The sequence below is a fragment of the Caldicoprobacter faecalis genome (assembly GCF_900115765.1).
In the GTDB taxonomy this organism is placed as follows: domain Bacteria; phylum Bacillota; class Clostridia; order Caldicoprobacterales; family Caldicoprobacteraceae; genus Caldicoprobacter; species Caldicoprobacter oshimai.
The window spans coordinates 1-11,851 of record NZ_FOXR01000046.1 but is presented as its reverse complement, the minus strand read 5'-3'; the positions used below and the strand labels follow the sequence as shown (position 1 = coordinate 11,851).

The following is an 11,851-nucleotide window of genomic DNA, read 5'->3' as shown; positions in this document are numbered from 1 at the left end:
TTAGGATCGAAGGAAAGTCGGGCAGTAAAGAGAGTGTTTATGGGGCTTAAAGCTTACTATGGGGAGATATTTGAAGAGGTATTCAAGAGCATAACAGCTGATAACGGTTCAGAGTTTAGTGAGCTGTCAGCCCTTTTAGAGAGCTTGAGAAGCGAAGCATATTTTAGCCATCCTTACTCGTCATGGGAAAGGGGAAGCAATGAGAGGCAAAGACGAATGTTTCTACAGGGAACTGTTAGAAATCTGTAAGAGAAAAGGCAAAACATTAGAATGGCTATTTGTTAGAAGGGCTATTTGTTGAAGTAAGCTGACGTAGAGATCGAAAGAGTTAGGATGATAGAATACAATTAAGGCCAAGTGGGCAGGTATGCCAACTGGCTTGGAAACAATTATATCATCTGTTAAATGGTGTCAAGGTCGGGTAGTATTTTCTCGCTTACGCTCGAAAATCTCCACCCTTTCCTTGACACCATAAGGCTTTACAAATGAAAAAGTAAAAATTTGGATATCTATATCATACTTTTTTCAAAAAGTGTTGCATTTAATATTGCAATTTAGAGTCTAGAAGTGTTTTAGATTTCGTATCAGAGGTCAGGGAATGATTGTATATCTTGATACAAGCGCATTAGTTAAACTGTATATCAACCGATAAGGAAACTCCTCTGGTCCAAGAAACCCTGCAAAACTCTTTAATTAGTTGCCACCTTTAAAGTTGCCTATGCTGAAGCCCGGTCTGCCTTCGCTCGTGCCTACCGCGAAAAAATCATCTACAGCAGCAAACACGATGAAATTGTTGCTGCTTTAAAACAGAATTGGAAAAACTATTTAAAAAATCGAGGTAATCGATGAATTATGAGAAAACGATAAAGAAAAACTCTTACTTTGTACAGTGTTGCTCATTCGCCCAATTTTCTTGCAAAAATTAAATAACCGGTGTGGCCTACCATTAGATCTTTGGGCCTTAGCCTTTCAGGCACTAGTTTATATTTTCTCATCATGATCTCCACAACTTCCGAAATATAGAAGCTGTTCTTTTCTAAAGAGATTAAAGTTTGGGAAACCTGGTTTGTAGTAGGAACGATAATCCCAAGGTGTCCTGCCGGCTTTAGCGCTTCCCGTACTATTTGTATAACTTCCCACGGTTCTCGTACATCTAGAAAAAAGGCATCTAAATCTCTTTCCTGAATACCTTCCTCAATAGACTTATTATACATTATTACGTTATCGAATTCCAAAAAGTTTTTTAAATTTTTTTCTGCAAGCTTGTAAAAATCCTCTCGCTGTTCGTAGGTATACACTTGGCCCTGAGGTCCCACAGCCCTAGAAAGGCATAGCGTAAAAGCTCCAGAGCCTGTCCCCGCCTCGCCTACGCGCTTTCCAGGGAAGACATCAAGACGCATGAGAATATAAGCACCTTCCTTGGGATAGACAACCTGCGTCTTGCGCTTTAAGTAATGCATCACGTAATCGTAAGTATCGCAGTTTAAAACGTAATAAACCGTGTCCTTTATTTCAAAGCTATTCCCAGGCTTTATTTCGGCAAGCTCAGTTGAATCTATTTGTCCATTGGGAAGCCCTACTTTATTTGGCGATGCAATGTCCACGACCTTTTTAAAACCATCCGGCCCGATTATCACCCTTTTTGTAGAAAATCCCGATTGCATTCTCACCCTCCTTATTTCAATAATTGTCTATTTCTCCGGTTAATTCTCCTTCCTTTCTGCAATTTTTCGCAATCGACAGAATGAACAAACCTCTGCAGTGGTCACTTGACCACAGAGGCTACATTCTTTGAGCTGAACAGTGCCTGACTCTTTCTCAAAATAGTTTCTCCCTTTCTTGTAGAAGTTAATGAGAAAACGTTGTTTAGTACCAGGACTTTCTTCTTCTAGCCTGTTCAAAACTTCTTTATAAAGTATCGAACTTGCTCCTACAGCAAGTGGACATTTACCTTGGAAAAATTCAATACCGTTGTATGTTACATAAGCCAAATTTTCCTTTTCAGTTAGAGTATAAAGCGGCTTTACCTTTTTGACTAGTTTCGGATGAGTACTGGGAAGTACAGGTGACTACTTGGCAAGATAGCCCTCCTGCCAACTCAATACGTTACCCAAAAGAGTTGCCGCTTCATCATCCAGATTATGTCCCGTGGCAACAACATCAAACCCTTCATCGAGGGCCACCTTGTTAAAAAGGTACCTTTTTATCGCACCGCATATGGAACATGTACTCCGTTTTAGTTGTCGCGCAAGGTCAAGTATGTTAAAATTAAATTCCTTTTCGGTATTTTTAATTATAACGGGAGCATTATGTTTTTGTGAAAAATGTTCTACTACTTCCTGCGATCTAGCCGAATATTCTCCTATACCCACGTTGATATGCATTCCTGTTACATTATATCCCATTTTTAATAAAATATACCATAAGGCCATACTGTCTTTTCCGCCAGATACAACCACCAAAATCCGATCGTCGGTATTAAACATCTTTTCTCGTTTTATGTTTCGGAGCACTTGATTTGAATAGTAAACTTGAAAACAATTAATACAAAATATTGCATTATGTCTCTTTAAAGATATCTCTGCTTTTTCACCACAACGACGACAACGCAATTGTATCCCCCTTCTTCTGTAGATATTGATTACAGTACCTCAATTTTATTTTCTCTTAACAGTCAAAATTGACACCTTTCTTTTCTCCTCTTTTTTACCGTTTATCCCTGTAATGAGGTTGGTCATACCACATACTCTTGCTTTTGGGGTCTTCCACACAAGACGAAATACCAGGGCGGAAGGGTTTTGCCCTTACTTACCCTGGTTCCCGGGTATGGCCTTAGCTTTACAATACAGCACTATAGGGTTACTACGGATTCGGCACGCACCTTGTGGTTTATATTGCCCCCCACAAGAGCTACAGCACCCCCTGGGTAGGTGTCCGAATCAAGATGTAACCCAGTGGGTTGTCAAAAATTCTGTCGGTATGACCACCCCCTGCTGAATTATACCAAAGTAATACAAGAATTTTCAACAACATTTGGATAAACGTCCGTGTCAAGATGTAGTAGATAAGTCCAAAAGAATTTTCCCTGATGAGCCCCCACCGTTCAATAATATAGCCTTACCACATATGTCACGGCAGTTACCTTATTACATGCAAACCTGTAAGAGAAAGCAATAAGGCATCATTTGGCGAATATCTATTATGAGACCTCATGCTTCTTTTAGCTTGGTTTTGTTTGTTTCCCCGATGATGTCTCTTCTTCTCTTATATCTATCCCTATTTCCCTGCTATTATCTACTGAAATTTTACATCACCGGTTGTGTTTTCTCTTAATACCACATCCCTCGTTTGACTACCTTTGCAAACCCTTGCTTTAAAAACCGCCTTACTTTGCCGTACCTTTCAGTTGACATTAGCGGTTTTCCTGCTTTTGAGATTACATATATCATATCCAGTAAGCCTCGTTGTGGAATCAGGTGTTCATCGCCAATGTTAGACAGGCTTGTCATGCATAGGTTACTGTCCCTACCCCCTCTCACTGGCTGATTTTGATTATAGAAAAATCCCAACAATTCACATTTCAGAAGAGACATCATACCAAGTGTGTCCAGAAAAAACGTCTCTCCTCGTAATTTCCTTTTACGAGATAGATGAGCGTATTTTTAAAGTAAACAACGCCAAAGTGTTACCGAGATCATAAACTTCATGCCTTAAAATCCGCATCCTGCAAAACCGTCCTGAGGAACTTCCGAATGTAATCAGGGTCGTCGTAAATAAAAAGTATGTTTGTTAACATGTCCCATATTATGAATAAATAACTTCCTTTGAATGTAATATTCAAAGGGACTAAATGCTATCATGCCCTTGATGTCCGGTATTTCCCCTTTAAAACCATCCCTGTCCACAGGCAATTCACCATATTCCTCGGTACATATCCTGAGGATGTTACCCTCTTGCATTTCGGGAGTCATCACCGGTACCATTCTCCCAATAGATGCCTCCACAAAACCTACCAATTCATCCACATAGCGCTTTTCCCCATCCCCCAGTTCATCTTTAACAAGCCCCTTCCTTTTGTAGGATGAAATCATATCGATCCATAAAGTAAATTTAGTCATATTCACCCATGAACTCTACAATTTCTTTCATGTTTTTAATCCTAGTTGATACGCCTATAGCCATTATACAGTGTCAGGCAACAGCATTTGCAAACTTACCACCTCTATATAAACCCAAATACCATGAGTAAGCGCAAAAAGAAACCAAAAGCGTTGCATTTATTGCATTTATTAAATTGCCGGGATCTTTTGTTCTTACTTTTCATTCTGCCCTATCCACTAAAAACCAATCAAAATCGGCAAAGCCCTTGCTGTTTTCAAAATGATAGTTATTGGCAAAAATCCCTACTTTGGCTCCGATCCAGTGGCCTTTCTTGGCTATAAATTCATCGCCTATGGAGATGAAATTCTCTCCCTCCAGGCTATAACTAAAAGTACACCTAGCTTTTTTCCTTACGGTCACCCTCAAATAGATGAGGTTCGATGAGCCAATATCGTGGCTTTCTATCTGCCGTTCCTCCTGCTGGGGCCCGTTTCCCTTGATAAGACAAATCTGGATATGGCCAGCCACCTTTTTTGCCACAACAGCCGCATATTCCATCCCCATTATAACCAATCCAGCCTGATCTCCATCGATCTGGGGGCTGAATTCCAGCTTGGTTGTCACCTCAAACTCAGGAGCCGGAAACTTCTGCAAAAGGAGGTTGGGCACATTCCATAATACTTTCCTTATCCCCCTCAATTCGTTTGTCATATATAGCCTTATATGGTGCTCCCTCTCTACAAGGGAATACCATCCGTCCCTTGGGTTGGCATGCCACTGCCATTGCAAGCCCAAAACATTGCCGTCAAAATCATCGCTTGTATCGGGCACTTCAATATCATATGCTCGCCCCACGTTCGGCTTTGTATATCTCATGACCGGCTCGCCTATCCCATCGCCGTTGACGTCAATTCCCATCAATGGCCAGTCATCCACCCATTTCACCGGCTGCAGGTGAACGATGCGGCCGTAAGCGTCGTCATCTTGAAAATGTACAAACCACGTCTCTCCGTTCTCCAATTCCACCCATCCGCCTTGATGGGGGCCATTGATAGGAGTGTTTCCCTGATGGAGCACGATCTTCTCCTCATAAGGCCCATAGGGATGTTTTGCCCTCAACACAACCTGATAGCCCATTGAAACTCCCCCGGCGGGAGCTGAGATATAATAATATCCGTTTCTCTTGTACATTTTAGGTCCCTCAATGGTGGGATGATTGACATTCCCATCGATCACAATTCGAAACTCATCAAGAAGAGCAGTACCATCTGGCTTCATCTTGTTTATGGCAAGAACGCTTTTAAATCCAATCCTGCTCCTGGCAAATGCGTTGACCAGATAGGCGTTTCCGTCATCATCCCAGAATGGGCAGGGATCAATCCATCCCTTGACTTCTTTAACGCACACCAGAGGCTCCCATTTACCCCATGGGTCTTTGGTCTTGCTCATGAAGATGCCTTCATCGGGCATTGCAAAATATACCCAAAAATACCCATCATGGTATCTAATGCTAGGAGCCCACACTCCCCTGCCGTGCTGGGGCTTGTCATACTCTGGAAAAGGTAGCCTGTCGATTACATAATTGATTATTTTCCAATTCACCAGATCCTTTGAATGCAATACGGGTAACCCTGGTATACAGTTAAAGCTGGAAGCTACCATAAAAAAGTCATCTTTTACCCTTATGATGTCTGGGTCGGAATAATCCAAATAAAGTATAGGGTTTATGTAAGTACCATCACCCTGATCAGATATCCATACTCTAGGAAAGCCATTTTTTCTATACAGAGCTATTTTATCTTCTATGTGCATGAAAAGTTCCTCCATCCCATATCCTTAAAAGCTACACCTTTAAAAAATTTTTTAAAGGCAAATCTATATCGTTTTTAATGCCATCGACGATAAGCTTGGCTATTTCAATGGCACCTTGCCTGGAAAAATGAGTATTATCCTGTTTCCCTTTCGGATAGGCTGGATATTGGCCGGGTTCAACCCACAGGAAAATCTCCTTGGTCTTTTCTTCGCCCAATTCTTCAAATAGCTTTCTGCTCTTTTCACACACGTCGATAAGCGGTACATTCAACTCCAAAGCTAGCTCCTTCATGGCTTTACAATATTCCCTGTGGGTGTTAATAATCCTGCCATTCTCAAACAGCTTTCTGTTAACAGGGGTTAAAAGAACCGGATAAGCTCCCTTGCTGCGGGCTCCCTCGATGAACAACCTCAAATAATATTTATAGGTGGTTTGTGGCTCGGTATACCGCGAAGGATCATGTTCCTTTTCATCATTATGGCCAAACTGGATAAATAGATAATCGCCTGCTTTTATCTCTTTCAAAATGGCCTCTAATCTGCCCTCTTCCACAAAGCTCTTTGAACTACGGCCGTTTACCGCGTGGTTATTTATTTTTACGTTTTCATTAAAAAAATCCCCGATTACCTGTCCCCATCCCGTTTCAGGAAACACATCAGGGGTTTTATTAGCTGCTGTAGAATCGCCAGCAATATAAATCGCAATCTCTTTTCGACCGCTTGTAGACAATTTTTATGCCCCCCATCCTTTACTGGTTTAATTTTATATCATTGCCATCTGGATCCACTACATTTACCATTTCTATCCTCTTGCAATTGTCAAACACCAGTTCGGGCTTTTTCTCAATCTTAAGCTTAACATTTCTAAAAAACAAATCCGTTGCGTTTACGCACTCCACGCCCTTTTCTGAAGTTACAATCACATCATCAAAATAAATGCTATTTATGGGCAACTCGGGTAAGCCGCTAACCTGAATCGCTCTCCCCGCCCCCATGCAAACTACATTTTTAATCATAATATTTCTGAACTCAGGAGTTTCTTCGGTAGGTCGTAAATATTTCGCATCATCTGCATTCTGTGCCTTATGGCCGTACCACATGGTAAGGATAATGGCTTCATCCACTATGTCTTTCATATAGATGTTCTCTATGTAGATGTTCTCCACGACCCCACCTCTGCCCCTTCTACTCTTGAACCTTATCCCTACATCGGTCCCAATAAAAGTACAGTTGGACACGTGGATATTCCTTACTCCTCCGGACATCTCGCTTCCCACTACGAAACCGCCATGACCGTGATAGACGGTACAATTATATATCCTCACATTTTCACATGGCTTTCCCCTTCTTCTACCTTCCTCGTCTTTGCCCGATTTCATGCATATGGCATCATCGCCTACGTCAAATGTTGAATTATATATTTCGACATTTTTGCATGACTCTAGATCCAGGCCATCCCCATTTTGGGCATACCAGGGGTTTCTTACGGTCACATTTCGAATGGTCACATGTTCGCACATTACAGGATGGAGATTCCATGCCGGAGAATTTTGAAAAGTTGGGCCATCCAACAATACCTTTTTACAGTTAACCAAGCTCAACAGATTAGGCCTCAAAAAATCCCTGTATCTTTTTGCATCTTCAAGCGATGTTATTTTACCATTATGGTTTTTAAAATATTGAGCTCCTTCCATTGCCTCCTTTGAGGGCCACCAAACCATAGCGTTTTCATCCACAAATCCGCCCGCATTGATGAGTTCATTCCATTGGTTATCGGTCATCTTATATTTCTTGACCGGCCTCCAAGCCTGGCCCTGGCCATCAAAAATTCCTTGGCCGGTTATGGCAATATTCTCCAAATTTTCACCGTTTATTGGAGACATACATCTAAATGTCTGCTGCCCTTCAAAATGGGACATCACAACGGGATAATCATTAAAATCCGAGGTGAATACCACTACTGCTCCTCTTTGAAGATGGAGATTCACATTGCTTTTTAAGGTAATAGGGCCTGTTAACCACACCCCTGGGGGTATTACCACCCTTCCTCCTCCGCTAGAACTGCACTCCTCGATCGCCTTAGCAATAGCCTGCGTGTTTAGGTGTATACCATCTCCCACCGCACCGTAACTGGTTATTACAAAATCCCTATCCGGAAAAGTTGGAATTTGTACACAGGGCATCTCGAAGTATTTCATTCGTCTCACCTTCCTTCATTTTTTCATCGAACTTTCCATCGACTTTTGTCATCCCTCGGCATAATTGTCCACCTTTCGGTCAATTCTCTATCGACAAAAGAATCGAAGGCAAGTAAACGAAGGAATCAGCGCTCATGCCATCGTCACCGCTTTACAAAGGCTTTTTGGAAGTACCGCATACGGGACACCTTTGAAGGGAAAGGGGCATCTCCAGTCCACAGCTTTCAAGCAACTTCTTGTCGCGCAAGATCTCCTCGGCCATGCCATCCGCCGCTATTTCCCCTTCATTCAGCACAATCGCCCTCCTACATGTCTCAAGCACCATATCCAAATCATGGCTGGCGATTATCTTGGTGTGATCAAAGCCTTTAAGCAAATTTATGACCATCCGCCTCGACTTGGGGTCAAGGGCAGATGTTGGCTCATCCATTATCAGTATGTCAGGCTGCATCGATAAAACAGATGCGATTGCAACTACCCGTTTTTCTCCTCCTGATAATCTGAAGGGTACCCTGTCGCGCAGATGAGGTATCCCTACCATTTCCAAAGCTCTTTCCACTCTGAGCTTTACTTCATCTTCATCAAGCCCATAATTCCGGGGTCCAAAGGCCACATCATCATACACGGTAGGCATAAACAGCTGATCATCGGGATTCTGGAAGACAAAGCCCACCCTCTGGCGTATAGCAGATAACGTCTTTTTTGTTAGTCTGACATCTCCAACCAGCACTTCTCCTTGATCGGGAAGTAAAAGGCCTACCAGCAGCATCAACAGCGTAGACTTTCCAGCCCCGTTGGCACCGATTAAACCTACAGATTCTCCGTGATAAATTGTAAAAGACACATTTTTCACAGCTTCATGCCCATCCGGATATGAAAAATATAAATTTCTAACTTCAAGTTTATGATAGCTCATCTATCTACCTACTCCTGTAAACAATGCTCCTATCAACGCGGCAATATTATAGATTCGAGCAATAACGAAGAATAAGCTCCATGCCACAAAGTATAACACATCCCTAAACCTTACCTTTAACACATCGCCAGCATTATACTCCCCCGTAAAACCTCTCAAGTTCATGGCCTGGTATACCCTTTGTGCCCTGTCAAAAGCTCTTAGCAACATCTGCCCCAAGAAGGAGCCCAGATCATTCATCTTTATCCCCTTTTGGCCCGGCGCCCGCAAGGAATAGGCCTGGGCCATCCGGAAACCCTCTTCAATCAGCAACCATATATATCTATACATCAATAGAAGCTGCAGGACAAAAACCTTTGGAATTTTTAGCATCCGTAATGCAACTGCCACTCTGTCCATACCCGTAGTTGCTACCAATAAAATGCTAACCATCACCACTAAGCTGGATTTTATAAGGATGGATAGAAAAGTAAGCCATCCCCTTGAAATGGCGATATTCCCCAGCATAACGATATAAGTGTCAAATAAAAGATTTAATATACCAATCCCTATGATCAAAGGCTGGACAAGCAATACCCTCTTTAAGACGGGTACTACTGGTATCTCGGCAAAAGAAATAATGAAAACCGGATAAAAGACAAAAGGCAAAACAGCGCTAACCTCATGTTTTTCAAACGAGGTAAGCACAACTATATAAACGATGGTGGTAAGCAGCTTCATCACCGGATGGATGCGGTGGATGAAGGTCTTTTTTCTGGCCAGGTCATCCAGCAATCCCATATCATATAACGAATTTGTAATATTTGACATACGAGCCTTCCCCAAATGAAAAATATTAAAGCAGCTTCATTAAGCAACAGCTTTAGTGGCTTTACTCTTCCTTTTTCTGGATACGTTTATAATCCATCCCAAAATTACGGTCAGCACAAGCGTAATAGCTCCTCCCACTATGCCGGATACGCTAGTTCCGGCATCAACCGAAGGCCAGGAGCTTTCATCCTCCTCAACCGGTTGCCCTGCAGTGTCATCCTCAACTGTCTTAAACCCATAATCGGGAAGAAACGCGACCCTGTTTTGAATTTCAGAAAATATACGGTGAATGCCACTTGCGGATTCCAGTTCAGCTGTGCCGGCTACTCTTTCGATAGACCATTCCAAGCCATCGGGATTGGCAGAAGCAAACCATGAAAGCAACCCGCCAACTATAACCGTTACAACCGCCAACCCTACCATGACCTTCTTGATGGGCACTCCTCTTAGAGTTTCGCCGACAACCGCTCGCTCCAGTATTTCGGGCCTGGCTTTCCATATAAAGGTAACTATTGCCGCGGTAGCCAGCCCTTCAATTACCCCAATGGCAAGGTGTATGGGTAACATGAACAACAGGAACTGACCAAAGGGCAGTTCGGTCTTCCCGGATAAAAGCGTCTCAACCACAACGCTAAAAGCCCCGAGCTGCAGCCCAACCACCGAAGAAACCATAGATCCTGCAAAAATGTTCCTCGGATTGATGCCTTTGCGCACAAATTTTTTATAAATAAATGGATAAGCTACAAAGCAGGTATAAAAGCCAAGATTAAAGACGTTGCAGCCATAAGCCAGCAATCCACCATCGCCGAAGAACAGAGCCTGTATAAGTAAAATGGAAGCCATGGTAAGAAATCCCGCATAAGGCCCCAAAAGTATGGCCAGCAGCATTCCTCCTCCAAGATGTCCGCTGGAGCCAGTACCAGGTATCGAGAAATTGATCATCTGTGCCGTAAAGACAAAGGCACCCATAACTCCCATAAGAGGAATTTTACTTTCATCCATATCATTTTGAACCTTTTTAGCAGAATAGGCTGCAACCCCGGCGGTAACCGCCAGCATGGTTCCACCAACGGCCGGTGAAATCAAGGCATCAGCCATGTGCATAACATCAGCTCCTCTAAAAGAAAATAACCCATAAAAGGCAAGACTTGGCATCTCTATACCCCTTCATGGGTTATCAAACAAAATTTTTGATATACCCTTTCAGAAACCTTCATGGTTTCAATTTAAATAAAACTTATCACAACTCATCATGTATTGTCAAGGCCTTACTTTAATCATTTCAATCCAGATCTAATCTAGTCCTCAATCGTCCAAAGGCTTTTTGCCATCGCAACGCCAAAATGGAAGGCCTAAGATTCTCGCCGGCTTTATACCCATAATTTTTCTTGTCTCTATCGTTCCTACTATTTCCTCTGCTGTTTCTATTATCCCTATTATTCTCATTCCTCTCCTTGTTGCCTTCGCTGGCTTTATTGCTCCAACTTCCTCTGCCGCCACCGTTGTCCTTATTGTTCCAGCCCTCTTTACCGTTCCTACTGCCCTTGTTATACTCGTTCTCCTTTTCCTCCCACTTACTATCCTTTTTATTGTCCTTCTCTTTGTCGTTCCCATTACGCTTTTTGCTGTGGGTGTTAAAATAAAATTGTGTCTGGTGTATAATAAAATCACAAAGGAGGCTGGTAATTATGGATAAAAATACCTATTATGAAACAGTCAAAAATATGGCGGTTGAAAAAGTATTAAACCAGTATTGCTCTGATTCAGATCCATCACGCCCTGCCCTCAAAAAGTTGCTGGAGGATTTGCTCGACTGGTTTATGTTGTCTGAACGCCAAATCTATCTCTTGAAAAACGAGAACGACAAAGGCAACGGCTTTTATGATAGAAAACTTGGTACACCTATGGGTAACCTGGACATCTCTGTCCCAAGAACTCGCACTGGCGATTTCAGACCCCACATCCTCCCTGAACCGTATAAAAGGGTGGATGAATCCTATACAGACCTTCTTAT

10 protein-coding genes and 2 pseudogenes are annotated in these 11,851 nt (G+C 42.5%); 2 read left to right on the top strand and 10 right to left on the bottom strand.

Annotated features, from left to right (window positions below):
• Positions 1–249 (top strand): annotated as a pseudogene (locus tag BM241_RS13240) (hypothetical protein); the annotation flags it as partial.
• 647 nt (positions 250–896) lie between these two features.
• Here BM241_RS13240 and BM241_RS11185 read toward each other — a convergent pair.
• The 10 genes and pseudogenes from BM241_RS11185 to BM241_RS12265 form a co-directional block, all read right to left on the bottom strand.
• Entirely contained in the window at positions 897–1,664 is a 768-nt protein-coding gene (locus BM241_RS11185; protein ID WP_092282812.1) for a tRNA (adenine-N1)-methyltransferase, read from the bottom strand.
• Between the two features lie 39 nt (positions 1,665–1,703).
• Positions 1,704–2,612, bottom strand: a pseudogene (locus BM241_RS13235) (ATP-binding protein).
• A 1,146-nt stretch (positions 2,613–3,758) separates the two neighbouring features.
• Positions 3,759–4,118 (bottom strand): mannitol-1-phosphate 5-dehydrogenase, encoded by a 360-nt coding sequence (locus tag BM241_RS11170; protein ID WP_025746785.1) that lies wholly within the window; start codon positions 4,116–4,118, stop codon positions 3,759–3,761.
• 202 nt (positions 4,119–4,320) lie between these two features.
• Positions 4,321–5,913: a glycoside hydrolase family 43 protein gene (locus BM241_RS11165; protein WP_025746786.1), complete on the bottom strand. Its 1,593-nt coding sequence runs from the start codon at positions 5,911–5,913 to the stop codon at positions 4,321–4,323.
• 31 nt (positions 5,914–5,944) lie between these two features.
• Positions 5,945–6,643, bottom strand: coding sequence for a rhamnogalacturonan acetylesterase (locus BM241_RS11160; RefSeq protein ID WP_092282811.1), 699 nt, complete (start codon positions 6,641–6,643; stop codon positions 5,945–5,947).
• Positions 6,644–6,662: 19 nt separating this feature from the next.
• Positions 6,663–8,111 carry a glycoside hydrolase family 28 protein gene (locus BM241_RS11155; RefSeq protein ID WP_092282810.1) on the bottom strand — a complete coding sequence of 483 codons (1,449 nt, stop codon included), beginning with the start codon at positions 8,109–8,111 and terminating at the stop codon, positions 6,663–6,665.
• A gap of 151 nt (positions 8,112–8,262) precedes the next feature.
• On the bottom strand, positions 8,263–9,027 hold the full coding sequence (locus BM241_RS11150) for an energy-coupling factor ABC transporter ATP-binding protein (protein ID WP_092282809.1): 765 nt from the start codon (positions 9,025–9,027) through the stop codon (positions 8,263–8,265).
• The gene (cbiQ, locus tag BM241_RS11145) at positions 9,028–9,837 is read right to left on the bottom strand and encodes a cobalt ECF transporter T component CbiQ (RefSeq protein WP_092282808.1); all 810 of its coding nucleotides are present in this window, start codon (positions 9,835–9,837) and stop codon (positions 9,028–9,030) included.
• Positions 9,838–9,876: 39 nt separating this feature from the next.
• Positions 9,877–10,941 carry an energy-coupling factor ABC transporter permease gene (locus BM241_RS11140; protein ID WP_092282807.1) on the bottom strand — a complete coding sequence of 355 codons (1,065 nt, stop codon included), beginning with the start codon at positions 10,939–10,941 and terminating at the stop codon, positions 9,877–9,879.
• A 201-nt stretch (positions 10,942–11,142) separates the two neighbouring features.
• Positions 11,143–11,451 (bottom strand): hypothetical protein, encoded by a 309-nt coding sequence (locus BM241_RS12265; protein WP_025746792.1) that lies wholly within the window; start codon positions 11,449–11,451, stop codon positions 11,143–11,145.
• A 74-nt stretch (positions 11,452–11,525) separates the two neighbouring features.
• Between BM241_RS12265 and BM241_RS11130 the strand changes: the two genes are divergently transcribed.
• Positions 11,526–11,851, top strand: a 326-nt coding sequence (locus BM241_RS11130; RefSeq protein ID WP_177206165.1) for a transposase, incomplete at its 3' end; no start/stop codon positions are given.

Bases quoted from the DNA above. Each gene is read 5' to 3' on its own strand.
- BM241_RS11150 (WP_092282809.1), bottom strand. From the start codon at position 9,027: ATGAGCTATCATAAACTTGAAGTTAGAAATTTATATTTTTCATATCCG.
- BM241_RS11170 (WP_025746785.1), bottom strand. From the start codon at position 4,118: ATGACTAAATTTACTTTATGGATCGATATGATTTCATCCTACAAAAGG.
- BM241_RS11140 (WP_092282807.1), bottom strand. From the start codon at position 10,941: ATGCACATGGCTGATGCCTTGATTTCACCGGCCGTTGGTGGAACCATG.
- BM241_RS11185 (WP_092282812.1), bottom strand. From the start codon at position 1,664: ATGCAATCGGGATTTTCTACAAAAAGGGTGATAATCGGGCCGGATGGT.
- BM241_RS12265 (WP_025746792.1), bottom strand. From the start codon at position 11,451: ATGGGAACGACAAAGAGAAGGACAATAAAAAGGATAGTAAGTGGGAGG.
- cbiQ (WP_092282808.1), bottom strand. From the start codon at position 9,837: ATGTCAAATATTACAAATTCGTTATATGATATGGGATTGCTGGATGAC.
- BM241_RS11165 (WP_025746786.1), bottom strand. From the start codon at position 5,913: ATGCACATAGAAGATAAAATAGCTCTGTATAGAAAAAATGGCTTTCCT.
- BM241_RS11155 (WP_092282810.1), bottom strand. From the start codon at position 8,111: ATGAAATACTTCGAGATGCCCTGTGTACAAATTCCAACTTTTCCGGAT.